The sequence below is a fragment of the Actinocorallia aurantiaca genome (assembly GCF_039533685.1).
GTDB lineage: Bacteria > Actinomycetota > Actinomycetes > Streptosporangiales > Streptosporangiaceae > Actinocorallia > Actinocorallia aurantiaca.
This window is the reverse complement of record NZ_BAAATZ010000035.1, coordinates 75,682-99,242: the sequence shown is the minus strand read 5'-3', so window position 1 is coordinate 99,242 and position 23,561 is coordinate 75,682. Positions and strand designations below refer to the sequence as shown.

At 70.8% G+C, this 23,561-nt stretch carries 19 protein-coding genes; 15 read left to right on the top strand and 4 right to left on the bottom strand.

Translation table 11 applies throughout. The features are described from left to right. Window positions 1-422: 422 nt before the first annotated feature. From ABD327_RS34620 to ABD327_RS34605, 4 genes are all read right to left on the bottom strand, one after another. The gene (locus ABD327_RS34620) at window positions 423-1,169 is read right to left on the bottom strand and encodes a hypothetical protein (RefSeq protein ID WP_344457359.1); all 747 of its coding nucleotides are present in this window, start codon (window positions 1,167-1,169) and stop codon (window positions 423-425) included. 87 nt (window positions 1,170-1,256) lie between these two features. Next, window positions 1,257-2,516, bottom strand: a complete 1,260-nt coding sequence (locus ABD327_RS34615; protein WP_344457357.1) for a DUF4437 domain-containing protein — start codon at window positions 2,514-2,516, stop codon at window positions 1,257-1,259. A gap of 96 nt (window positions 2,517-2,612) precedes the next feature. After that, window positions 2,613-4,163: a class I adenylate-forming enzyme family protein gene (locus tag ABD327_RS34610; protein ID WP_344457355.1), complete on the bottom strand. Its 1,551-nt coding sequence runs from the start codon at window positions 4,161-4,163 to the stop codon at window positions 2,613-2,615. Window positions 4,164-4,238: 75 nt separating this feature from the next. Beyond that, on the bottom strand, window positions 4,239-5,210 hold the full coding sequence (locus tag ABD327_RS34605; protein WP_344457353.1) for a VOC family protein: 972 nt from the start codon (window positions 5,208-5,210) through the stop codon (window positions 4,239-4,241). A gap of 141 nt (window positions 5,211-5,351) precedes the next feature. Between ABD327_RS34605 and ABD327_RS34600 the strand changes: the two genes are divergently transcribed. The 15 genes from ABD327_RS34600 to ABD327_RS34530 all read left to right on the top strand — a co-directional run bounded on the left by ABD327_RS34600 (window position 5,352) and on the right by ABD327_RS34530 (window position 23,523). Then, on the top strand, window positions 5,352-5,801 hold the full coding sequence (locus ABD327_RS34600; protein ID WP_344457351.1) for a DUF3598 family protein: 450 nt from the start codon (window positions 5,352-5,354) through the stop codon (window positions 5,799-5,801). 142 nt (window positions 5,802-5,943) lie between these two features. Next, window positions 5,944-6,912 carry an ABC transporter permease gene (locus ABD327_RS34595; RefSeq protein WP_344457349.1) on the top strand — a complete coding sequence of 323 codons (969 nt, stop codon included), beginning with the start codon at window positions 5,944-5,946 and terminating at the stop codon, window positions 6,910-6,912. A gap of 8 nt (window positions 6,913-6,920) precedes the next feature. Next, on the top strand, window positions 6,921-7,808 hold the full coding sequence (locus tag ABD327_RS34590) for an ABC transporter permease (protein WP_344457347.1): 888 nt from the start codon (window positions 6,921-6,923) through the stop codon (window positions 7,806-7,808). 31 nt (window positions 7,809-7,839) lie between these two features. Next, on the top strand, window positions 7,840-9,399 hold the full coding sequence (locus ABD327_RS34585) for an ABC transporter substrate-binding protein (RefSeq protein WP_344457345.1): 1,560 nt from the start codon (window positions 7,840-7,842) through the stop codon (window positions 9,397-9,399). Then, window positions 9,399-10,394, top strand: coding sequence for an ABC transporter ATP-binding protein (locus tag ABD327_RS34580; RefSeq protein WP_344457343.1), 996 nt, complete (start codon window positions 9,399-9,401; stop codon window positions 10,392-10,394). The genes ABD327_RS34585 and ABD327_RS34580 overlap by 1 nt, the downstream gene beginning before the upstream one ends. Next, complete coding sequence (locus ABD327_RS34575; RefSeq protein WP_344457341.1) at window positions 10,391-11,323, top strand: oligopeptide/dipeptide ABC transporter ATP-binding protein; 933 nt, start codon at window positions 10,391-10,393, stop codon at window positions 11,321-11,323. The genes ABD327_RS34580 and ABD327_RS34575 overlap by 4 nt, the downstream gene beginning before the upstream one ends. Window positions 11,324-11,359: 36 nt before the next feature. Next, a complete protein-coding gene (locus ABD327_RS34570; protein WP_344457339.1) occupies window positions 11,360-12,400 on the top strand; it encodes a nitrilase-related carbon-nitrogen hydrolase in 1,041 nt (346 codons plus the stop codon). A gap of 255 nt (window positions 12,401-12,655) precedes the next feature. Beyond that, the gene (locus ABD327_RS34565) at window positions 12,656-13,300 is read left to right on the top strand and encodes a TetR/AcrR family transcriptional regulator (protein WP_344457337.1); all 645 of its coding nucleotides are present in this window, start codon (window positions 12,656-12,658) and stop codon (window positions 13,298-13,300) included. Beyond that, the gene (locus ABD327_RS34560) at window positions 13,297-15,015 is read left to right on the top strand and encodes an acyclic terpene utilization AtuA family protein (RefSeq protein ID WP_344457334.1); all 1,719 of its coding nucleotides are present in this window, start codon (window positions 13,297-13,299) and stop codon (window positions 15,013-15,015) included. Before ABD327_RS34565 ends, ABD327_RS34560 begins: the two co-directional genes overlap by 4 nt. Continuing rightward, complete coding sequence (locus ABD327_RS34555; protein ID WP_344457332.1) at window positions 15,012-16,157, top strand: acyl-CoA dehydrogenase family protein; 1,146 nt, start codon at window positions 15,012-15,014, stop codon at window positions 16,155-16,157. The genes ABD327_RS34560 and ABD327_RS34555 overlap by 4 nt, the downstream gene beginning before the upstream one ends. A gap of 71 nt (window positions 16,158-16,228) precedes the next feature. Further along, window positions 16,229-17,779, top strand: coding sequence for an acyl-CoA carboxylase subunit beta (locus ABD327_RS34550; protein ID WP_344457405.1), 1,551 nt, complete (start codon window positions 16,229-16,231; stop codon window positions 17,777-17,779). A 7-nt stretch (window positions 17,780-17,786) separates the two neighbouring features. Beyond that, a complete protein-coding gene (locus tag ABD327_RS34545; RefSeq protein WP_344457330.1) occupies window positions 17,787-19,742 on the top strand; it encodes an acetyl/propionyl/methylcrotonyl-CoA carboxylase subunit alpha in 1,956 nt (651 codons plus the stop codon). Next, a complete protein-coding gene (locus tag ABD327_RS34540) occupies window positions 19,739-20,902 on the top strand; it encodes an acyl-CoA dehydrogenase family protein (RefSeq protein WP_344457327.1) in 1,164 nt (387 codons plus the stop codon). Before ABD327_RS34545 ends, ABD327_RS34540 begins: the two co-directional genes overlap by 4 nt. 28 nt (window positions 20,903-20,930) lie before the next feature. Then, entirely contained in the window at window positions 20,931-21,686 is a 756-nt protein-coding gene (locus ABD327_RS34535) for an enoyl-CoA hydratase family protein (RefSeq protein WP_344457325.1), read from the top strand. A 256-nt stretch (window positions 21,687-21,942) separates the two neighbouring features. After that, complete coding sequence (locus ABD327_RS34530) at window positions 21,943-23,523, top strand: MFS transporter (RefSeq protein WP_344457322.1); 1,581 nt, start codon at window positions 21,943-21,945, stop codon at window positions 23,521-23,523. Window positions 23,524-23,561 lie beyond the last annotated feature (38 nt).

Sequence of the window (23,561 nt, the reverse complement as noted above, 5' to 3'; positions counted from 1 at the left end):
TCGCGTTCGGGAAGCATCCTGCGGACGCCCCGGCGGATCGGCCCGCCGCGCCATGCGAAACGCGGCCCAGACCAGGTCGCTCTTCGAATCCCGTCTCAAGTGGATCGTCCGGCTTTCTCCTCTTCCTCACGGCGCGAGCGGCAGGCCGGATCTCGGCTGAATCCGCTCTACGAGCACCCGCCGGCTGGAAGGGAGCCACCCTCGTGTTCGCGGAGGTCCGCGGCCGTCTGAGCGGGGCTGCCAGGCCGTGTGGCCGGGGACCGTCCTACGGGCCCATGCCCGGCCGGTCGCGTCCAGCTCCGGTCGACCTCGCACCCGCCCGGGGCCGGGGCGGCGGGACGCCGCCCGTGCGGCCGGGCGGGAAAGCGGAGAGGGGCGGAGGAGCGGGTGTCCGCTCCTCCGCCCCTCCCGGGCGGGCGGGATCAGCCGAAGGCGGTGGTGCCGGGCTTGACGATGCCGAGGAACGCGGCGAGGAGGACCAGGAACCAGATCGAGTAGACGTAGGGCAGGCAGGAGCGCACGGAGTGCTTGATCTGCTGCTCGACCTCGGGGGTGGAGCCCTCGGTCACCAGCTTGCCGAAGGCGGGGCCGAAGGGGCTGAGCCTACGGCGGATCATCACGCCGGACAGGATGCACAGGGCGTACGCGGCGACCTTGGCGGCCAGCCACTTGGGGTTGGTCGTGACGCCGAACGGCTCGGAGCTGAAGAAGACGTACCCGGAGACGGCGAGCAGCACGACGACCAGGCCGTAGCGGACGATCAGGTCGAGCCTCTGCACCACCTTGCCGTACGGGCTGGCGCCCCGGGTGTAGTCGTAGACGGTCAGCGCCAGCCAGACCAGCGAGCCGACCCAGGTCAGGGCGAGCAGCCAGCCGGGGAAGACGTCGTCGCCGAACGGGCTCAGCGCCATGAGCGTCACGCCGCTGGGCAGGAAGAGGACGAGGCAGATCCGCGGCGCGATGTCCACGCCATGCATGATCTTGGTCGAGACCGAGCGGGCCGGGGTGGGCAGCTCGGACTGGAGGATGAACCTGCTGGAGTAGAAGACGCCGAGGTCGCCGCCGAGCCAGTAGACGAAGAGCACGATGTGGAGCAGGATCGCCAGGCTGTAGGAGTTGAGCCCGTGGACGGGCTCCATGGCGGACGCGGCGGACAGGTCGAGGGGCACGTGAAGCTCCGGAGAGACGGCCGTGGCCGGACCCGTAGGGCCCGGCCACGGTGTTCGCATGGTTCTGACAAGAAGGGAAGGGGACGGTTACATGCCGTCGCCGTCCCAGCGCCCGCGCGAGCGGCTGCGGACCGGCAGGGAGGAGATGATGGGCGCCGGGATGGGGTCGCCCGGCTTCCACGCCCGCCCGTGGGCCCAGTTGTGCGCGCCCGCGTCGGTGCGCTCGTCGGCGTGCTCCAGCGACGCCGGGTCCGCGCCCCAGTCGAGGGCGGGCGTCTCGGGCTCGTGGGAGTGGTCGTGCCCGTGGTCGTGGTCATGGTCGTGCGAGTGGTCGTGGTCGTCCGAGTGGCCGCCCTGGAGGCGCGCGGCGTCCATGGCCTTGGCGATGGCCAGGATGCTGCGGTCGACGCCCTGCCCGTGCTGCGTGTACCGCGCGTCGGGCTGTCCCTGGTCGCGCTGGAACTGCCACGCGGCGGTGAGGTCGGCGATGTCCTTCTCGCTGCGCCAGGTGGGGCCGGAGCCGAGGTCGTGGGTGGACTGCGACCAGCGCATGCGCTCGCCGTTCGGGCCGTAGTTGACGGCTTCACCGCCCCAGCGCAGCCACTCGTTCTGGGTGTACCAGTTCTGCAGTTCGCCGTCGGAGCGCAGCAGCCAGGTCGCGCCGCCCTCCTGGGTGGTGAAGTGGCCGTGCTTGACCCGTGCGGGGCGGAAGAAGTAGGTGCCCAGGTCGAGGGTGCCGAAGTTGTACTCCATGTGGCCCTGGGTGGTGTAGGCCTCTTCGTAGCAGGGGTGGTGGGCCAGCCGGTGGTCGGCCCAGCCCTCCTGGGCGTGCACGAGGCGGGTGTAGAAACCGGTCGCCGGGTCCACGTGCAGGTACTTGATGAACAGGCCGGGCATGGGGCCGGGGTTGGGCACCGCGTCCCAGTTCATCGCCTCGCTGTCGATGACGATGACGTCCTCGCGGGCGCCCTCCCGGCGCGGGTGGGCGAGGGAGTCGACGCGGTCGAAGCCGGCGTCCCCGTACTCGCGGTAGTGCAGGATCTTGGTGCCTTCCGCGAAAGTGATCGCGTCGGTCGGCACGCCCTTCGGGGCGTAGACGTAACCGCCCTTGTCGATCTTGCGGCCGCCGTAGGTCATCGAACCCTCGAGCACGTAGTACTCGCTGTCGGCGTGGTGGATGCCGGGCCCGCGGCCCCAGGAGGTGTGGAAGTCGATCCGGAGCGAGGAGGAGCCGTCCTCCTCGTCCACCGAGAGCCGACGTTCGCTGGCGCGTCCCTCACCGTTGATGAGCTCGGCCCCGTGCCACACGTAGTCGTCTTCTTGGATCAGCTCGACATGGGGGCGCACTGTGATGTCCTTCCGCTGGGCTCAAAGCCGTGTTCGCTGCGTTGGAACGCTGTTCCACTGCTCTGAAGGTAATTGTCTGAGGTATTCAGGTCAAGCTCAGGAGGGCTTGGTTTTCGCCTTGAGGTCGCGTTTGACGATTTTCCCCGCCGCGTTTCGGGGGAGGGCGTCGACGATCTCCCAGTGCCTGGGCGTCTTGTAGCCCGCCAGACCGGTGCGGCAGTGCGCCTCCAGATCGGCGATCAGGCCGGAGCCGCCGGGTTCGCCGTCGCGCAGGACGACGTAGGCCATGACCTCCTCGCCCCAGGTCTCGGAGGGGGTGCCGACCACGGCGACCTCGGCGACGGAGGCGTGTCCGGCCAGCGCCTCCTCGACCTCGCGCGGGTACACGTTGACGCCGCCCGAGATGATCATGTCCTTCTTCCGGTCGACGACGTGGACGTAGCCCTCGTCGTCGCGCACCACGATGTCGCCGCAGGTGAGGAAGCCGTCCTCGGTGGTGCACTCCTCCGTCGCGGCCTGGTTCTCGTGATAGCCGTTCATGAGGAACGGGGAGCGGCTGAACAGCTCTCCCGGCTCTCCCGGCCCGGCGGGTTCGCCGTCGGGGCCGAGGACCCGCAGCTCCGTCATGTACCAGGCATGGCCGACCGAGCCGGGCTTGCGGTGCTGGTCCGCCGGGCGGAGGTTGGTGATGATGCCCGCCTCGGTCGAGCCGTACAGCTCGTGCACGCCGCAGGACGGGAACGCCTCCATGACCCACTGCTTGAGCGCCCAGGGGAGTGCCGCGGCGTTGAAGTAGAGAGTGTCGAGGCTGGACAGGTCCCTGTCCGCGAGCTTCGCCCCGTCCAGTGCGCGGAGCATCTGCGCGTGCGTCGGCACCAGGAACGCCGACTGGGCGCGGTCCCGCTCGACGAGGTGGAGCAGCGCCTCCGGATCCCATTTGCGGAGCATCGTCACCGTGCCGCCGGTGTAGACCGGGGCATAGCCGAAGGCGAATCCGGCGCCGTGGTACATCGGCGCCACCGCGACCGACGTCCGGCCGGTGCCGAGCCCCCACTCCATCGCCGAGCAGTAGAACGTGAGGGCCCGGCTCCGGTGGCTGATGAGCACGCCCTTGGGCCGTCCGGTCGTGCCCGAGGTGTAGGTGATGCAGAACGGGTCGAGTTCGTCCACCCGCACCGCCGGGTCCACCGCCCGCGCTCCGGCGAGGGCCTCCTCGTAGGAGTGTCCGGTCTGGACGCCGTCGACGGACAGGGCCGGGAGCCGCAGTTCTTCGATCGAGTCCCCCACGATGGAGGCGTAGGCGTCGTCGAGGACGACCGCCCCGGACCCCGAGTGCTCGAGGATGTAACGCGCTTCGGCCGGGGTGAGCCGGGGGTTGAGCGGCACCATGAGCAGACCCGCCTTGGCGATTCCGGCCGCGATCTCCGGATATTCCAGCCGGTTGCCCAACAGCACCGCGACGCGGTCGCCGGGGGTGAGGCCCCGGGCGAGCAGGGCGGTGGCCAGGCGGTTCGAACGGTCGCCGAGCGCGGCGTAGGTGAGGGCGCGGTCGCCATCGATCACCGCCGTCGCCCCGGGGGTGGCGCGGGCGAATTCGCGCACGCCGCCCGCGATCGACAGAGGTGCACCTCCACGGAGGACGGGCATGCTTGTTCCTTCCAGAAAGCCGTGACCGGCAAGTCGTACGGGACCGGTGTTCCGCTGAATCGGGGTGATGGCGGATCAGTCGCGGGGCTGCCAGAGGGTGACCGAGACTCCGTTGGGGGTGTCCACACTGGCCACGGTGGCGGGGCCGTGCCACGGGTCGTCGGTCTCGACCGGGCCGGCGAGCACCTGCCCGCCGGTGCGGCGCACGCTCTCCAGCGCGGCGGAGAGGTCGCGGGTGCGGACGGACCAGCCGCTGTGGCCCAGCGAGCGGGCCGGGCGCTGGGTCGCCCGCCGGTCCACGCGGTGCTCGGTGTCGGCGGAGGTGACCTCGATCCTGGCGGTCTTCGCCCCGGCCAGGAACGCCAGGCGCATCCGGGTGCCGTCCGGCAGTCCGGCGACCTCGTCGAACCCGGGGGAGGAGAACGTCACGTCGTACCAGACGTCCATGCCCAGCCCCTCGGGTCCCCAGAAGGAGACCTCGGCGTCGGGGTCGGGGACGTGGCAGACGACCGAGGTCAGCTCGGTGTAGGGGCGGTCCGGGTCGGCGTCCCACGCCTCGGTGCCGCGGACCGCGGCGGGCTGGACGAAGACCACGACGGTTCCGTCCGGCGCCGGGCAGATGCCCTGCGTGACCTCGACCTCGCGCTCGCCCACCGCGACGCCGTAGGTGGTGGGGGCGACGGTCCAGGGGTACCCGGCCTCGCCGAGCGCGGTGTGCGCGGTCTCGATGTCGCGGGCGTACATGTCGATCCCGACCAGGCCGACGTCGAGGTTGTGCGGGAATTCGGCCGGCGCGATCGGCTCGGGCACCCGTACGAGGTGGATCCGCCCCGTTCCGGAGCCCGCGGCGGCCAGCGCGACCACCTCGAGGTCCGCCGGGCCCGTACCCCACAGGGCGTCGGCGACCGCCGCCGGGACGGTGCCCTCGGCCGCCACCTCGTAGCCCAGCCGGTCGGTGAAGAGCTTCAGATGGGGCGCGAATTCGATAACTCCGATGATTGCGGCAGTGATGCCCTCGATCAGCGGTTGCTGGTGGTCATCGGTCATGTTGGCTAATCCTCAGAGTTTTTCGTTCCTTATGGCGGAACGCTGTTCCATCAAGATGAGGATCACGCTAAGGTCGCTGCCGCGGCCCTGTCAACGGTGCCGCCTTCGACCCAGCGACCACCTGTGACCAGGGAGGACCCGATGCGCGCAGCCATCGCGAAAATGCCGATCATCGCCAAGCACCTCGGAGAGTGGCGCGGTGAGTACGTCCACCTCGCCGCCGACGGGACCATCGTGGACCGGCACGCGTCCCACCTGTACTGCCGTGTCCCGGAGGACGGAACGTTCGACGTCCTCCAGACCAACACCTACACCTGGGCCGACGGCCGGGAGGAGGCGTTCGACTTCGGCGGCACGCTCGACGAGAACGGCGTCTGCCACTTCGACACCGACAGGATCATCGGTGAGATGAGCCAGGTGGACGACCAGACGATCGTGCTGACCTGGTCGTACAAGAACGACTCGTCGAACTACCTGTACGAGCTGATCCAGCTCTCCCGCGACGGCCTGCACAAGTGCCGCACCTGGCAGTGGATGGACGGCGACCGCCTGGTCAAGCGCACCGTCATCAACGAGACCAAGGTCGCCTGACCGCAGTTCCCCCCGGGGTTTGACCGCCGGCGCCCACAGGATCCTCCTGGGGCGCGGCGCTCCCCGTCCCCGTAACCCCCTCGCGCATCCGCGGTCCCCGACACGGGACACGGGATGCCCATCACGCAAATGAGGACCCGGGATGCTTCGGTATGTCGGACGTCGGGTCGCCGGCCTCGCGCTGGTCCTGCTCATCGTCCTGACCCTCGTCTTCTTCATGCTCAGGGCCGCCCCCGGCGGGCCGGTCGACGCCTACCTGGGGATGAACCCCACTCCGGAGAAGCGCGCGGAGGTCGAGCACCGCTTCGGTCTCGACCAGCCCATCTGGGTGCAGTACGCCAAGTTCATCGGCAACCTCCTCTCCGGAGACCTCGGAAACTCGCTCTTCAGCGACCGGCCGGTGAGCTCCATCATCGGGGAACGGCTGCCCGTCACCCTCGAACTCAGCCTGGCCGCATTCTTCTTCTGGATCGTGGTCGGCCTCGCCGCCGGCGCGCTGGCCGCACGCAAGCGCGACTCTTTCACCGACGGGTTCGTCCGCGTGGTCAGCGTCATCGCGCTCTCCATCCCGAGCTTCTGGCTGGCGCTGGTCCTGGTCGTGGTCTTCGGGCTCCTCATCAAGGGGGTCCTGCCATCGAGCGGCTGGGTGCCGTTCACCGAGGATCCCTGGGAGAATCTGCGCAGCTTGGTGCTGCCGGCGTTCGCCCTGGGACTCGGCTCCGGCGCGATCATCGCCCGAACCCTGCGGGCGTCCATGATCGAGACCGCGCAGGCCGACTACGTCTCCTTCGCCCGCGCCATGGGCATGGCCGAACGCCGCATCCTGCGCAGCATCACGCTGCGCAACGCGATCATCCCCACGGCGACCGTGATCGGGCTCATGCTCGGCGTCTTCGTCAGCGGAACCGTGCTCATCGAGAACGTGTTCAACATCCCGGGGATCGGCCAGACCATCGTTGGAGCGTTCCGCCAGCACGACTATCCGCTGGCCATCGCCTGCACGCTGGTCACCGCCTCGGTGTTCCTCGTCGCCAACCTGGTCGTCGACCTCCTCTACTTCGTGCTCAACCCCCGGATACGCGCCGGGTTCCTGAACGGGACGGCCCGCTAGACATGGTGATGACCCGAGTGCTCCCCCGGCCGCGGGCCATGCGGCTCCGCCTGCCGCGGATGTCCGCGCTGACCTGGACCGGCCTGATCCTCCTGCTGTTGTTCCTCCTGCTGGCACTGGCGGGCCCGCTGGCCGTCGGCGACGCGACGGCCAGGACCGGTGAGACCCTCGCCGGACCGAGTTCGTCGCACCTGTTCGGCACCGACCACCTCCAGCGCGACCTGTTCGCGCGTACGGCGGAAGGTGCACGGGTGTCGCTGCTGGTGGCGGTGGCCGGGGTCGGGTTCGGCCTGGTGGTCGCGGTACCCGCCGGGCTGGTCGCCGGATACTTCGGCGGACGCTGGCCCGACGACGTGATCATGCGGATCCTGGAGGCGCTCCAGGCGCTTCCGCTCTTCGTCTTCGCGCTGTTCGTCATCGGTATCACCGGTACCGGCGACACCGAGCTGGGCTTCCTCACCCTCACCTCGACCACGAAGGTCGTCCTGCTGCTGGGCATCGGGTTCATCCCGTACTTCGCCCGGGTGACCCGGTCGGCGACGCTCGTGGAGGTGCAGGAGGACTACGTGGACTCGCTGCGCGTGGTCGGCGTCCCCCGCCGGCGCATCATCGGCGGCGAGATCCTGCCCAACGTGCTCCCGCCGGTCCTGGTCCAGGCGTTCCTGTGGATAGGGGTCGCCATCTTCGCCGAGAGCGCCCTCAGCTTCCTCGGCCTGGGGATCCAACCGCCCCAGCCCAGCCTGGGCAACGTCCTCGGCGACGCCACGAGCTACATGCTGCTCGGCGCGTGGTGGTACTCGATCATCCCCGGTCTGGTCATCCTCATCGCCACGATCGGCTTCAACCTCCTCGGCGACGGTCTGGGCGACGCCCTCGACGCCGACGCCCGTCGCTGAAACAAATCCCCCCTAAATTAAGGAAAACCCGATGACCGACATCTCCCGTGCCACGATGGACCGCCGCCGCTTCCTCACGATGACCGGCGTGCTCACCGCCGGAGCGCTCGCGCTGGCCGCGTGCGGGACGGACGACGCCCCCGCCGCGAAGAAGGGGCCGACGCCCGAGAAGATCACGTTCGGCGTCCTGTCCATCTCCGACTACATGAACCCGCTCGCCAGCACCACCAAGCGGGCGCACTGGGTCCTCGACCCGGTCGTGGAGTCCCTCTACACCTACGACGCCGAGCTGCGCTCGGTCCCGCTGCTGGCCGACGGCGAGCCGGAGGTCTCCAAGGACGGGCTGACCTGGACGATCAAGATCAAGAAGGGCGTCACCCACCACAACGGCGACCCGCTCACCGCCGACGACGTGGTCGCGACGATCGGCTTCGTCAACGACCCCAAGAGCACGAGTGACTGGACCTCCTTCTTCGTGGGCTACGTCAAGGGCGCGAAGGCCGTCGACGAGCAGACCGTGGAGATCGAGCTGACCACGCCGTTCGGCGTGCTCCGCTCCCACCTCACCAACCTGCCCATCGTGCACAAGGACTTCGTCGAGCGCACGGACACCACCATGGGCACCGGTCCCTTCAAGCTGGAGAAGGTGACCCAGGGCAGCGAGGTCTCGCTGGTGCGCAACGACGCCTACCACGGGACCAAGCCCGCGATCCGCAACCTGGTCTTCCAGGCGATCCCCGACCCGGCGACCCGCATGGTCAACCTGCGCGAAGGCAAGATCCAGATCATGACCGACGTCTCGCCGGAGAGCGTCGAACTGCTCAAGAAGGACAGTGCCGTCCAGGTGCACGAGGTGGACGCGCCCAGCGACCTCATCACCTACTTCGTGACGAACAAGGCGCCGTTCAACGACGTCAAGGTGCGTCAGGCGCTCGCGTACGCCATGGACCGCAAGGGCGTCCGCGACATCGTCTTCGCCGGGAACGCGCAGATCGCCCAGGGCCCGATCGGCCCCTCGGTCGAGGGCCACGACCCCGCGCTGAAGCTCTACGGCGAGGCTCCCGACATCGCGAAGGCCAAGGCGCTGCTGGCCGAGGCGGGAATGCCTTCGCTGAAGTTCACCCTGATGGTCACCAGCGACTCGCTGATGAAGAACATCGGCCAGGTGCTCGCCGAGGGCTGGAAGCAGGCCGGCATCGAATGCACCCTCGAGGTCCTCGACTTCAGCCCGTGGATCAAGAACTGGGCGACCGGCAAGTACGAGATGGCGATGACGTCGTTCGAGAGCGGGTTCGGCGGCGGACGCACCGCCTTCACCCTGCTCACCACGATGAGCTCCAAGTACCCGCTCAACTTCGGCTACAAGAACGAAGAGGTGGACGGGCTGCTCACCCAGGCGTGGGCCACCTCCGACGACGCGGAGCGGACCGAGATCTGCAAGAAGATCAACGGTCTCCTCGCCGCCGACGCGATCATGATGCCGCCGGTCTACCCCAAGCTCGTCGTGGCCCAGCGCAAGGAGATCGAGACCCTCGACAAGAAGATCATGGGAGTCAGCCGCCTCTCGCTTCCCTCGGCGCGGACGTTCTGATGTTCGCGAAGCCGAAGACCGCCGGGGCCGCTTCGTCGGCCCCGGCGGGGGCTCCGCTCCTCTCCGTGCAGGACCTCGCCGTCACGTTCCGCACCCGGAACGGCGGGGTGCCCGCGGTGCGGGAGGTGTCGTTCGACCTGGCCCGGGGCGAGATCCTCGGGCTGGTCGGGGAATCGGGATCGGGCAAGAGCACCCTGCTCACGGCGCTGATGCGCATGCTGCCGCGCAACGCCGAGATCACCGACGGCCGTATCGGCTTCGGGGACGCCGACCTGGCTTCGCTGAAGGAGAACGACATGCGGCGGCTGCGCGGCGGCCGCATCGGGCTGATCCCGCAGCGGCCGATGACCTCGCTGTCCCCGTCCACCTCCGTCGGCCGCCAGCTGCGCTGGCACCTCGACGGAATCGGCGACGGCGAGCTCAAGGAGCTGCTCACCGGCGTCGGTCTGGGCACCGTGCTCGACCGGCTGGACGGCTACCCCTTCGAGTTCTCCGGTGGGCAGCTCCAACGGCTGCTCATCGCCGTGGCGGCCCTCGGCAAGCAGCCCGACCTGCTGCTCGCCGACGAACCGACCACGACGCTCGACGCGACCGTGCAGGCGCAGGTGCTGAAGCTGCTGCTGGAGCTGCGCGACCGCACCGGGCTGTCGATGGTGTTCGTCACCCACGACCTCGGGGTGATCTCGCAGGTCAGCGACCGGATCGGCGTCATGTACGCGGGGCTGCTGGTGGAACTCGCCCCGGCCCGCGCGGTGTTCGAGACCCCCCGGCACCCGTACACGCGGGCGCTGCTGGAGGCCGTTCCGGGACGGGGCCGCAGAGGCGAGCCGCTGCGCACCATCCCCGGGTCGGTCACCGGAGCCAACCGGCTCCCGGGCTGCCCGTTCGCCCCGCGCTGCACCGCCGTCATCGACCGCTGCCGCGAGGAGCTCCCGGAGGTGCGCCGGGTCGGGGACGCGCTGGTGCGCTGCCACCGGGCGGAGGAGGAGATATGAACGCGGTCACGGTAGAGGACCTGGAGAAGCACTACCGGATCAAGTCCGGCCGCGGTGAGGACCGGGTGGTGCACGCCGTCGACGGCGTCTCGTTCGAGGTGCCCGAGGGCCGCACGCTGTCGATCATCGGCGAGTCGGGCTGCGGCAAGTCCACGATCGCCCGGATGCTGGTCCGGCTGGCGGATCCGACCGGGGGCCGGATCCTCATCCAGGGCAACGACGGTGTGGACCGGCGCGCGATCCAGCTCGTGTCGCAGAACCCCTGGTCGGCGCTGAACCGGCGCAAGAGCATCCGCCACGCGCTGGAGCAGCCGCTGGCCGTGCACGGACTGCACCCGGGCCGGGCCGCGCGGGCGGCCCGGGTCCGCGAGCTGCTGGAGCTGGTCGGCCTCACCGAGGAGTACCTCGACCGGCGTCCGGGCGGGGTGAGCGGCGGCGAGCTGCAGCGCGTCACGGTCGCCCGGGCGCTGGCCGTCGAACCGCGGGTCCTCGTCCTGGACGAGCCGACCGCCAGCCTCGACGTCAGTGTCAAGGCGCTGCTGGTCAACCTGCTGCTCGACCTGAAGCAGCGCCTCGGGCTCAGCTACGTGCTCATCACCCACGAGATCGACATAGCCCGGCACCTGGCCGACGACGTCGCGGTCATGTACCTCGGCCGGTTCGTGGAGAAGGGCCCTGCCGAGCAGGTGTTCTCCGACCCTCGCCACCCGTACACGCGGGCGCTGCTCGCCGCCGTGCCCGGACTCGACCGCGAGCCCGGGGTGCCGCTGACGGGAGAGGTCCCCTCCGCGGTCTCCCCGCCGGCCGGCTGCCGCTTCCACACGCGCTGCCCCCTGGCCGTCGACGCCTGCTCGCGCACGGAACCGGAGCTGCGGCGGGAGGAGGACGGCCGCCTGGTGGCCTGCCTCCGCGCGGACGAGCTCCGCTGATCCCCGCCGAACCCACCGACAAGGAGACGTGAACCGATGAATCCCGCCGAGAACGCGGCCCTCACCCAGCGGGCCGACGGCTGCTACGCCACGGCCCCGCTGGCCAAGGACGTCTGGACCCTCGGGGTCGTGCAGTCCCGGGTGCACCCGACCCCGGAGCCGGCCGGCATGAAGGCCAACCTCGACCACATGCTGCACCTGATCGACAACTCGTTCCACATCGGGTTCGGGTACCGCCCCGACCTGCTGCTGTTCCACGAGTTCCCGATCAGCGGCTGGGACCACTGGACCAAGGCCGAAGTGGAGCGCCGGTGCATCGAGATCCCCGGCGAGGAGACCGAGCTGATCTCCGCCAAGGCCCGGGAGCACGGGTGCCACATCGCCTTCGGCGCCTACGTCCGCGACCCCGACTGGCCGGGCCACGTCCTCAGCATCACCACGCTGATCGGCCCTGACGGCGAGATCGTGGCCAAGCACTGGAAGGCGCGCAACGTCAAGGGCATCTTCCATGGGCAGGAGCTGTTCACCACCACCGTCTACGACGTGCTCGACGAATACGTCGAGAAGTACGGCCGGGACGCCGTGGTGCCGGTGGCCCGCACCCCGCTGGGCAACATCTCCATGTCCTCCACCCAGCTGGAGCCCGAGCTGTTCCGGGCCGCCGCGATCAAGGGCGCCGAGGTCTTCCTGCGCACCGCCAGCGGCAGCTTCTCCGAGATCGACGTCCGCGCCTCCGCCCTGCACAACCGGGTGTACTGCGCGATCGTCAACAACTCGGTGCTCGCGGCCGAGTCCCCCTTCTTCGAGGACACCGGCGCGGGCGGCAGCGCCATCTACGGCCCGGACGGCAACGCCATCGCGGTGGCGGACAGCAAGTTCGAGAAGCTCGTCCTCGGCCAGATCCCGATCGCGGGGTTCCGCGCCCGCAACCGCCAGCCGGACATCCACTGGGACCTGTACCGGGACGTCTTCGACGGCTACCGGAGCCGCTTCGAGCCCAACCTGTACACGCCGTACCAGCCGGTGAGCCTGAAGGACGCCGGCGAATACCTGAAGGACCGCTCCCGCTGGGCCTGACCGGGTGACCCGATACCGCGAGGGCCCGTCCGCCGCCACGGACGGACCCTCGCCGTTGGACACCGTTCCTGGCGGCCGGTGCCGTCTGCCTGGTCATCGCACTGCTCACCTCGACGGTGTCGGCCCGGATCGCCCTGCGTGTACGCGCCGTCGAGGCGGTGGGGATCCCCGAGTGATCCCGGCCGCCGTGCGCATCCGGTAGTACCGGTAAAAGTCAGTCTTGACTGTTTGTTTTCCGACGGGCACGCTGAGCCCATGCCATCCACCGCGCCGGGCCGCGTGTCCCAGGGCGAGCGCTCCCAGAGCATGCGGCAGCGGCTTCTCGACGCCACGGTCGAGTGTCTCGTCGACCACGGTTGGAGCGGTACCTCCACCGTGCTGGTCTCCGAGCGGGCCGGGGTCAGCCGCGGCGCCCAGCTGCACCACTTCCCGACCAAGAACCACCTGGTGCTCGCCGCCATCGAGCACCTGTGGAACTGCCGGGACGAGGCGTACCGCGCCGCCATCGCCGAGCTGGGTGAAGGGCCCGATCGGGTGCGCCGGGTCGTGCACATCCTCGGTGAGCAGTTCTCCAGCGATCTCTACGTGGCGGCTCTCGAGTTGTGGGTGGCCGCCCGCAGCGACGAGGCGCTCCACGCCGCCGTCATCCAGCTGGAGCACAAGATCGGCGGCGGCGTCCACCGGCTGACCGTGGAGGCTCTCGGCGTGGACGAGTCGGTGCCCGGCGTGCGTGAACTCGTCCAGGCCACCCTCGACCTCGTCCGGGGACTGGGGCTGGCCGACACCCTGACCGACGACTCCGCCCGTCGGCGCCGCATCCTCGACCGCTGGGCGGACACGCTCGACCAGGCACTGCGCGCCGCCGCGGGCGAGGCGGCACAGGAAGGGAAGGGACGATGACCGGACGCTACCGCGTCGGCAACTGCTCGGGGTTCTACGGCGACCGCCTGTCGGCGATGCGCGAGATGCTGGAGGACGGGCCTCTCGACGCGCTCACCGGCGACTACCTCGCCGAGCTCACCATGCTCATCCTCGGCAGGGACACGCTGAAGTCGTCCGACCTGGGCTACGCCCGCACGTTCGCCCGGCAGACGGAGGACTGCCTCGGCCTGGCGGTCGAGCGGGGCGTGAAGATCGTCAGCAACGCCGGCGGCCTCAACCCCGCGGCCCTCGCCGAGCGGCTGCGCGAGATCGCCAAGGGGCTGGGCCTCGATCCGGCGATCGCGTACGTCGAGGGCGACGACGTCAGGCACCTCGGCTTCGAGGGCGCGCTGACCGCCAACGCCTACCTCGGCGCCTTCGGCATCGCCGCCGCCCTGCGCCAGGGCGCCGACATCGTGGTCACCGGCCGCGTCACCGACGCCTCGCTCGTCGTCGGCCCGGCCGCCGCGCACTTCGGGTGGACGCCGGACTCCCACGACGCGCTCGCCGGCGCGGTCGTCGCGGGCCACATCATCGAGTGCGGCACCCAGGCCACCGGTGGTAACTTCTCCGGCTTCCGCGCGCTCGCCGAGCAAGGCGCGGACCTGCGCAAGCCGCTCGGTTTCCCGATCGCCGAGCTCGCCGCGGACGGTTCGAGCGTCATCACCAAGCACGAGGGCACCGGCGGCGCGGTCACCGTCGACACCGTCACGGCCCAGCTGGTCTACGAGATCCAGTCGGCGCGCTACCTCAACCCCGACGCCACCGCGCTGCTCGACACCGTGCGGCTCACCCGGGAGGGCCGTGACCGGGTGCTCGTCTCGGGGACGCGCGGGACTCCGCCGCCGGAACGGCTCAAGGTCTGTCTCAACGAGCTCGGCGGCTGGCGCAACACCGTGGAGTTCGTGCTCACCGGGCTCGACCTCGACGCCAAGGAGGAATGGGTCCGCGAGCAGCTCACGCCGCGGCTGACCGCCTCCTCGGTCACCTGGACGCGCGGCGGTCTCCCCGCTTTCGACGCCGACACCGAGGAAGGCGCGTCCACCCTGCTGCGCTGCACCGTGATGGACGCCGCGCAGGAGCCGGTGGGCAAGCCGTTCACCGCCGCCGCGGTCGAGCTGGCCCTGGCCTCCTACCCCGGCTTCACCATGACCGGGCCGCCTCCGCCGCCCTCGCCCTACGGCCTCTACCGGCCCGAGTACGTCGACCGCCCGGCCGTCCGGCACACCGTCGTCCACGCCGACGGGACGCGCGAGGCGATCCCCGACCCGACCGTGTTCGGGCCCGCCGACGTGAGTGACGCGGGCCGCCGCCCCTCGACGTCAGCCGCCGAACCGGACGTCCCGACCCGCCGGGTGCCGCTCGGCACCTTCGTGCACGCCCGGTCCGGCGACAAGGGCGGTGACGCCAACCTCGGCCTGTGGGTGGCCGACGACGGCTCCCCCCTGCGCGAGCGGCGGATCGCCTGGCTCGTCGAGCTGATGAGCCCCGACCAGGTCCGCGAGCTCGTCCCCGAGGCCGCGGACAAGACCGTCGACGTGTACGCGCTGCCCGCCCTCGGCGCGGTGAACGTGCTGATCCGAGGCCTGCTCGGCCGGGGCGTCGCGGCGTCGACCCGCTTCGACCCGCAGGCCAAGGCCTTGGGGGAGTGGGTGCGCTCCCGCCTCGTGGACATCAGAGAGGACCTCCTTTGAAACCGGAACGGCAAGCGCTCCTCGAGCTCGGCGCGGAGTTCGTCCGCCGTGAGATCGCGCCCCACCTGCAGCGGTGGGAGGACGCCGGCGAGATCCCCCGCTCGCTGCACCTGGCCGCGGCCGAGCAGGGCCTCCTCGGCGTCGGCTTTCCCGAGGACGTCGGCGGCGAGGGCGGCACGCTCGCGGACAAGGTGGCCCTCGACGAGGGGATGTTCGCCGAAGGCGCGTCCTCGGGGCTGATGGCGGGCCTGTTCACCCACGGCATCGCGCTTCCCCACATCGCCGCCCACGGCTCGCCCGAACTCGTCGACCGCTACGTCCGCCCGACGCTGGCGGGAGAGAAGATCGGCGCGCTCGGCGTCACCGAGCCCGACGGAGGGTCCGACGTCGGCGGCCTGCGCACCACCGCGGTGCGCGACGGCGACCACTACGTCGTCAACGGGGTCAAGACCTTCATCACCTCCGGCGTGCGCGCGGACTTCGTCACCACCGCGGTCCGCACCGGCGGCCCCGGCTCCGGCGGCATCAGCCTGCTGGTCGTCGACAAGGACACTCCCGGCTTCACCGTCGACCGCTCGCTGGCCAAGATGGGCTGGCACTGCTCCGACACCGCCGAACTGTCCTTCGTGGACGTGCGCGTCCCGGCGGCGAACCTGGTCGGCACGGAGAACGCCGGGTTCCTGTACATCGCCGAGCAGTTCGTCGTGGAGCGGATCGGCCTCGCCGTGCACGCCTACGGCATCGCCGCCCGTTCGCTCGCCCTCACCGCGGAGTACTGCCGTCAGCGCCGGACCTTCGGCGAACCGCTGATCAGGCGCCAGGTCGTCCGCCACAAGCTCGTCGAGATGCACCGCCAGGTGGAGGTCGCCAAGGCCTACACCCACGCGGTCGTCGAGAAGTACGCCGCCGATGGCCTCGGCGGCACCGAGGCCATCGCCGAGGCCTGCCTGGCCAAGCAGACCGCCGTCGAGTGCGCGACGCACGTCTGTGACGAGGCCGTCCAGCTGCACGGGGGGATGGGCTACATGCACGGGACCGAGGTGGAGCGGCACTACCGCGACGCCCGCCTTCTCCCGATCGGAGGAGGCGCGACCGAGGTGCTCACCGACCTCGCCGCCAAGCTGCTGGGATACACCTCATGACCGGCACGGCGACCGGGCCGGATCCGAGGACCCGGCGGAAGGCGGAACAGCCGTCGGCCCGGCGCGAGGCGATGCTGGCGAAGCTCGCCGAACTCGACGCCGAGCACGCCAAGGCCGCCGCGGGCGGCGGGGAGAAGTACGCCGCCCGCCACCACGAGCGCGGCAAGCTGCTGCCCCGCGAGCGGATCGAACTGCTGGTCGACGAGGGATCGGCATTCCTGGAGCTCTCCCCGCTGGCCGGATGGGGTTCGGACTTCACAGTCGGCGCCAGCGTGGTCAGCGGCATCGGCGTGGTCGAGGGCGTGGAGTGCATGATCACCGCCAACGACCCGACCGTGAAGGGCGGCGCCTCCAACCCCTGGACGCTGCGCAAGCTCTTCCGGGCCTCGCAGATCGCCGAGGAGAACGGGCTGCCCACGATCTCGCTGGTCGAGTCCGGCGGCGCGGACCTGCCCACGCAGAAGGAGATCTTCATCCCCGGCGGCAGGCTGTTCCGCGACCTGACCCGTGCCAGCGCCCGCAGGCAGCCGACGATCGCGCTGGTCTTCGGCAACTCCACCGCGGGCGGCGCCTACGTGCCGGGCCTGTCGGACTACACCGTGATGGTCAGGGAGCGGGCCAAGGTCTTCCTGGCAGGACCGCCGCTGGTGAAGATGGCCACCGGCGAGGAGTCCGACGACGAGACCCTCGGCGGCGCGGAGATGCACGCCCGCACCTCCGGCCTCGCCGACTACCTCGCCGAGGACGAGCACGACGCGATCCGGATCGGCCGCCGCATCGTGGCGCGGCTCAACCGGCGCAAGGCCCGCCCCGAGCCCGCGGGATACGCCGAACCGGCCGAGGACCCGGAGACCCTGCTCGACCTGATCCCGACCGACCTGAAGGAGCCGTTCGACCCGCGCGACGTCATCGTCCGCATCGCCGACGGCGCGAGCACCGGCAACGAGGTGCCGTTCGACGAGTTCAAACCGCTCTACGGCCCCTCGCTGGTCACCGGCTGGGCGCGGATCCACGGCCGTCCCGTCGGCATCCTCGCCAACGCCCAGGGTGTGCTGTTCAGCGAGGAGGCGCAGAAGGCCGCGCAGTTCATCCAGCTGGCCAACCAGTCCGACACCCCACTGCTGTTCCTCCACAACACCACCGGCTACATGGTCGGAGCCGAGTACGAGCAGGGCGGGATCATCAAGCACGGCGCGGCGATGATCAACGCCGTCTCGAACTCGAAGGTGCCGCACCTCTCGGTGCTGATCGGCGCGTCGTACGGCGCCGGCAACTACGGCATGAACGGCCGCGCCTACGACCCCCGGTTCCTGTTCACCTGGCCGAACGCCAAGTCGGCGGTCATGGGCCCGCAACAGCTGGCGGGCGTGCTCTCGATCGTCTCGCGCGCCGCCGCCGAGGCCAGGGGCCTGCCCTTCGACGAGGAGGCCGACGCCGGGATGCGGGCGATGGTCGAGACGATGGTCGAGGAGCAGAGCCTCCCGTTCGTGCTCTCCGGGATGCTTTACGACGACGGGGTCATCGATCCGCGCGACACCCGCACCGTCCTCGGCATCTGCCTTTCCGCCATCGACTCCACGCCCTACGAGGGCACCACGCGCTACGGCGTCTTCCGGATGTGAGGCCGAGATGACCATCACCCGTCTCCTCGTCGCCAACCGCGGCGAGATCGCCCGCCGCGTCTTCCGCACCTGCCGCACGCTCGGCATCCAGACCGTCGCGGTGCACTCCGACGCCGACACCGCGGCACCGTTCGCCGCCGAGGCCGACCTCGCGGTACTCCTGCCGGGCGACACCCCGGCGGAGACCTACCTCGACATCGACCGCGTTCTGGCCGCGGCCGCCGACAGCGGCGCCGACGCGATCCACCCCGGCTACGGGTTCCTTTCCGAGAACGCCGACTTCGCCCGTGCCGTCATCGAGAACGGCCTCGCCTGGATCGGCCCGACACCCCGGGCGATGGACGCGATGGCCACCAAGGTGGAGGCCAAGCGGCTCATGGAGACCGCCGGCGTCCCCGTGCTGGCCGAGCTCTACCCGTCCGCCCTCACCGACGCCGACCTGCCCGTCCTCGTCAAGGCGAGCAGCGGCGGCGGAGGCCGCGGCATGCGGGTCGTCCGCACGATGGCGGACCTGGCGGAGACCGTACGGCTGGCGTCGAGCGAGGCGGCCGGCGCCTTCGGCGACCCGACCGTCTTCTGCGAGCCGTACGTCGAGCGCGGCCGCCACGTCGAGGTGCAGATTCTCGGCGACGCCCACGGGACGGTGGCGGTCCTCGGTGACCGCGACTGCTCGCTGCAGCGGCGCCACCAGAAGGTCATCGAGGAGGCGCCCGCTCCCGGCATCGCCGACGGCGTCCGCGCGGCGCTGCACGAGGCGGCCCGCACCGCCGGTGAGGCGATCGGATATGTCGGCGCCGGCACGGTCGAGTTCCTCCTCGACGGCGACAGGTTCTTCTTCCTGGAGATGAATACGCGCCTGCAGGTCGAGCATCCCGTGACCGAGTGCGTGACCGGCCTCGACCTCGTCGCGCTGCAGATAGCGGTGGCGGAGGGCGAGGCACTGGCCGATCTGCTCCCCGGGCACCCGCCGGAACCCCGGGGCCACGCAGTCGAGGTGCGGCTCTACGCCGAGGACCCCGCCGAGGGCTACCAGCCGCAGAGCGGGAGGCTCACCGCGTTCGACGTCCCCAGCGCAGTGGTGCACTTCGACAATCCCACGGCATACGGCATCCGCCTGGACAGCGGCGTCGAGGCGGGCACGGAGATCGGCACCTTCTATGACGCCATGGTCGCCAAGGTGATCGCGTGGGCGCCCACCCGGGAGCAGGCCCTGCGCCGTCTGGCCGGGGCGCTCGAACGGGCGACCGTCCACGGTGTCCGCACGAACCGCGACCTGCTGGTGAACCTGCTGCGCGACCCGGTCTTCACCGCCGGGGAGACATACACGACCTACCTCGACGGCGCCGATCTCGCCGCGCTCACCCGCAACGGGTACGACGAGCAGGGGTTGCGGCTGGCCGGTCTGGCCGCCGCGGTGGCCGACGCCGAGGAGCGTAAGCACCGGTCGCCCGTCCAACGCGGCATCCCCGTCGGCTGGCGCAACGTGGTCACGCAGCCGCAGCGCACCGCCTTCGACCGGCTGACCGTCGAGTGGTACGGCGGGCGCGACGGCTACACGTCGGCGGACGGCGCGACCCGCGTGGTCGAGGTGCGGGGTGCCACGGTGGTCCTGGAGCACGGCGGCGTCCGCCGCCCGTTCACCGTGCGCCTCCACGGCGACCGGTGCGAGGTCGACTCCGTCCTCGGCCATCTGGCACTGGTCCGGCAGCCGCGCTTCACCGATCCCGCCGCTCGGGTGGCGGCCGGGTCGCTGCTGGCGCCGATGCCCGGCAGCGTCGTGGCGGTGCGGGCCCGTGTCGGCGACACCGTCGGCGCCGGGCAGGTCATCCTCGTGCTCGAGGCGATGAAGATGCAGCACAACGTCACCGCGCCGGCCGACGGCGTGGTGGTCGCGATCGAAGTACAGGCGGGACGGCAGGTCTCCGCGGGGGACGTGCTGGCACGAGTCGAGGAGGACGCATGACGACGATGTTCACCGAGCCCGAAGAGCGGATCGCGCTGCGCGAGGCGGTGCGCGAACTCGCCTCCTCCTACGGCCGCGAGTACATCGAGGCCAAGTCGAGAGCCGGGGAGAAGACCACCGAACTGTGGCGGGACATGGGCCGCCACGGCTACCTCGGCGTCTCCATCCCCGAGGAGTACGGCGGTGGAGGCGGCGGTATCGCGGACCTGTCGGCCGTTCTGGAGGAGGCCGCCGCGGCCGGGGCCCCGCTGCTGCTCATGGTGGTGTCACCCGCGATCGTCGGCACGATCATCGCGCGCTGCGGCACCGAGGAGCAGAAGCGGCAGTGGCTGCCCGGCATCGCCGACGGCTCCATCACCGCGGCGTTCGCGATCACCGAGCCCGACGCCGGCTCCAACGCCCACCAGATCACCACGACCGCGCGGCGCGACGGCGACAGATGGCTGCTCACCGGCCGCAAGACCTACATCTCCGGCGTCGACGAGGCGGGCACGGTGCTCGTCGTGGCCCGCACCGAGGACGCGCGGACGGGCAGGCTCAAGCCCGCCCTGTTCCTGGTGCCCACCGACGCCCCGGGCCTGGAGTACCAGCACATCCCGATGGACATCGTCTCTCCCGAGAAGCAGTTCAGCCTGTTCCTCGACGACGTGAGCCTGCCCGCCGAGGCCCTCGTCGGCCACGAGGACGCCGGGCTCGGGCAGCTCTTCGCCGGGCTCAACCCCGAGCGCATCATGGGCGCGGCGTTCTCCATCGGCATCGCGCGCTACGCGCTGGACAAGGCCGTCGGGTACGCCAGGACGCGGAAGGTGTGGAAGGACGTCATCGGCACCCACCAGGCCGTCGCGCATCCGCTGGCGAAGATCAAGATCGAGCTGGAGCAGGCCCGGCTGCTGACCCAGAAGGCCGCGGCGCTGTACGACGCGGGCGACGACCTCGCGGCGGGGGAGTACGCCAACATGGCCAAGTACGCCGCCGGAGAACTCGCCTGCAACGCCACCGACGTCGCCGTGCACACCCACGGCGGCAACGGGCTCGCGTCGGAGTACGGCCTCGGCACGCTCCTGCTGGCCGCGCGGCTGGGCCGCATCGCGCCGGTCTCGCGCGAGATGATCCTCAACTTCGTGTCCATGCACACCCTCGGCCTGCCCAAGAGCTACTGACCCGGCCGCCCCGCCCGGAAAGGAACCCATGCCCGACGAACTCGTGCACTACTCCGTCGCAGACGCGGTCGCCACCCTCGTGCTCGACAGCCCTCACAACCGCAACGCCCTCTCCCGGCGGCTCGTGTCGGAGCTGTCCGCGGGTCTGGACCGGGCCGAGGCCGACCCGGATGTCCGCGTCGTGGTCATCCGGCAGGAGGGCCCGGTGTTCTGCTCGGGCGCGGACCTGTCGGAGGCCGCGGGCGGAGGCATGGAGGAGGGCGCTCGCGGCCTGATCGCCCTGCTGCGCCGGATCGCCGCCCTCGACAAACCCGTCGTGGCGAGGGTCGCCGGAGCCGTCCGCGCCGGCGGTATCGGCATCGTGGGCGCCTGCGACATCGCCGTCGCCGCCGACGACGCGACGTTCGCGCTGACCGAGGTCCGCCTGGGCCTGGCCCCGGCGGTCATCTCCCTGGTGCTGCTGCCGCGCATGCGCTCCCGTTCCGCCGCCATGACGTTCCTTTCGGGCTCCGTCTTCAACGGCCTCGAGGCCGCGGACGACGGCCTGGTCACCTGGACGTCCCCGGAGGCCGACCTCGACGCCGAGATCGACGACATCTGCGGCTCTCTCGCGAAGGGCCACCCGCAGGGCCTGCGCGAGACCAAGAAGCTGCTCAACAAGGCCCTCATCGCCCATATCGACGCAGGCGCCGACGAGACGGCCGCCCTCTCGGCCCGCCTGTTCGGTTCCGAGGGTGCCCGCGAGGCCATGCTCGCCTTCCTCGACCGCAAGAAGTCGGGCTGATCCTCCTCTGAACGCGCGGGAGTGGCGCGCGCGTCCTCGCGTTCGCCGGTACCCCGGCACCATTTGACGGTGCTGGAGTACCGGCTTGCCGGGCTCTGGACGGGCCGGTTCCACATCACGGAAATCCTGATCCAACCGGGCTTCGGTGTCGGATTTCCGTGATTCCAAAGCGCTGGTTAGCGCGAAACGAAGGGGTGACGCAGAGTGTCATATAGCTGATCGAATGCGGTGCGCAGCGCCGCGAAGGAGGATTTCCTTGAACATCTCGACTCGGGGGCCGGAGGCCGGGCGCACGAGGAGCGCGATGATCGCGCTGGCCTGCGCGGGGGTCTTCGTGGCCTACCTTCCGGTGGTCACCGTGGTGGTGAGCCTTCCGGCGCTCCAGCGGGCGCTGGGCGCGTCCACCGCGCAGCTCTCGTGGGTTCCCGACGCCTTCGTGCTGCCGGTGGCGGCGCTGATCCTCACCGCGGGGGTCTTCGCGGACGTCCACGGCCGCAAGAAGGTCTACCAGGTCGGCATGGCCCTGTGCGCGGCGGGCGCGCTGGTGGCGCTGTTCGCGCAGTCGATCCGGTTCGTGTGGCTAGGGCAGGCGCTGGCCGGGGCCGGGGCCGCGGCGCTGCTGCCGGTGACGCTGGCGCTGATCAGCCAGGCTGTGCCCGATCCGCGTGAGCGCGGCAAGTACATCGGCCTGTGGACGACCTCCATGATGGCGGCCATGGCGGTGCCGCCGCTGATCGCCGGAGTGATCCTGGAGTTCGCGGACTGGCGGTGGATCTTCCTGCCGCCGATCCCGGTGGCGCTGGCGACCATGGCGGTGGCCGCGCGGCTGCTACCCGAGTCCAAGGGCCCGGGCACGCGCAGGCTCGACTGGCCCGGGCAGTTCACCGCCGCGCTGGCGATCACCGCCCTGATCTACGGGGTGATCGAGGGCGGCGCCGAGTCGTTCACGCACCCGCGGACGATCGCGGCCCTGGTGGTCGCCGTGCTGAGCGGCGTCGCCTTCGTCATGGTGGAGAGGCGCAGCGCCTCCCCGATGCTGGACCTGTCGCTCTTCCGCGTCCCGGCCTTCGTCGCCTCGACCCTGGCCGCCCTGGTCAGCTTCCTGGGGCTGATCGGCTTCTTCTTCGTCCTGAGCCTGTACTTCGGCGTGGTGCAGCAGCTGAGCACCCTGCAGTCCAGCATCCGCATGGTGCTGGTCAACCTGGTGTGCATGGCCCTGGGCTTCGCCATGGGCCACCTGATGCGCCGCCTGTCTCCCAGGGTGCTGATCACGGCCGGCCTGCTGATCGCGGCGGCCGCGCTGCTGAGCCTGACCACGCTCGGCGTGGACACCTCCTTCTGGTCGGCGGGCTGGCGCCTGTGCCTGCTGGGTCTCGGCCTGGGCCTGGCCTTCCCGTGCATCACGGGCATCGCCGTCGCCGCGGTGCCCCCGCACCAGGCGGGCATGGCGGCCGCGGGCAACAACGCCTTCCGGCAGGTCGGCGGCTCGCTGGGCCCGGCCCTGCTGGGCGCCCTGCTGAGCGTGAAGGTGCTGGACGCCCTGCCCGGCCGCCTGTCCGACGCGGGCGTGACCGGCGAGCAGGCGCGGCTGATCACCGAGGCCGCCGACGCGAACGGGGTCGGCGCGGTGGCGCGACTGGACCTGGGCGCCGACACCGGCCTCGCCATGGGAGCCGTGTCCGACGCGTTCCTCGACGGCATGCGGCTGTGCCTGACGGTCTCGGCGGCTCTGCTGGTGTTCGCGGCCCTGGCCTCCGCGGTCCTGCTGCGGCGTCCGAAGCAGATCACGGCCCCCGCCGCGGCTGACCCGGCTCCCCAGGCGACCGCACAGCGGTAGACGGTCGGATCGGACATCCGCCGAACCGAAGCCCGGTG

Bases quoted from the DNA above. Each gene is read 5' to 3' on its own strand.
- ABD327_RS34610 (WP_344457355.1), bottom strand. From the start codon at position 4,163: ATGCCCGTCCTCCGTGGAGGTGCACCTCTGTCGATCGCGGGCGGCGTG.
- ABD327_RS34605 (WP_344457353.1), bottom strand. From the start codon at position 5,210: ATGACCGATGACCACCAGCAACCGCTGATCGAGGGCATCACTGCCGCA.
- ABD327_RS34600 (WP_344457351.1), top strand. From the start codon at position 5,352: ATGCGCGCAGCCATCGCGAAAATGCCGATCATCGCCAAGCACCTCGGA.
- ABD327_RS34595 (WP_344457349.1), top strand. From the start codon at position 5,944: ATGCTTCGGTATGTCGGACGTCGGGTCGCCGGCCTCGCGCTGGTCCTG.
- ABD327_RS34590 (WP_344457347.1), top strand. From the start codon at position 6,921: ATGACCCGAGTGCTCCCCCGGCCGCGGGCCATGCGGCTCCGCCTGCCG.
- ABD327_RS34585 (WP_344457345.1), top strand. From the start codon at position 7,840: ATGACCGACATCTCCCGTGCCACGATGGACCGCCGCCGCTTCCTCACG.
- ABD327_RS34580 (WP_344457343.1), top strand. From the start codon at position 9,399: ATGTTCGCGAAGCCGAAGACCGCCGGGGCCGCTTCGTCGGCCCCGGCG.
- ABD327_RS34575 (WP_344457341.1), top strand. From the start codon at position 10,391: ATGAACGCGGTCACGGTAGAGGACCTGGAGAAGCACTACCGGATCAAG.
- ABD327_RS34570 (WP_344457339.1), top strand. From the start codon at position 11,360: ATGAATCCCGCCGAGAACGCGGCCCTCACCCAGCGGGCCGACGGCTGC.
- ABD327_RS34565 (WP_344457337.1), top strand. From the start codon at position 12,656: ATGCCATCCACCGCGCCGGGCCGCGTGTCCCAGGGCGAGCGCTCCCAG.
- ABD327_RS34560 (WP_344457334.1), top strand. From the start codon at position 13,297: ATGACCGGACGCTACCGCGTCGGCAACTGCTCGGGGTTCTACGGCGAC.
- ABD327_RS34550 (WP_344457405.1), top strand. From the start codon at position 16,229: ATGCTGGCGAAGCTCGCCGAACTCGACGCCGAGCACGCCAAGGCCGCC.
- ABD327_RS34545 (WP_344457330.1), top strand. From the start codon at position 17,787: ATGACCATCACCCGTCTCCTCGTCGCCAACCGCGGCGAGATCGCCCGC.
- ABD327_RS34540 (WP_344457327.1), top strand. From the start codon at position 19,739: ATGACGACGATGTTCACCGAGCCCGAAGAGCGGATCGCGCTGCGCGAG.
- ABD327_RS34535 (WP_344457325.1), top strand. From the start codon at position 20,931: ATGCCCGACGAACTCGTGCACTACTCCGTCGCAGACGCGGTCGCCACC.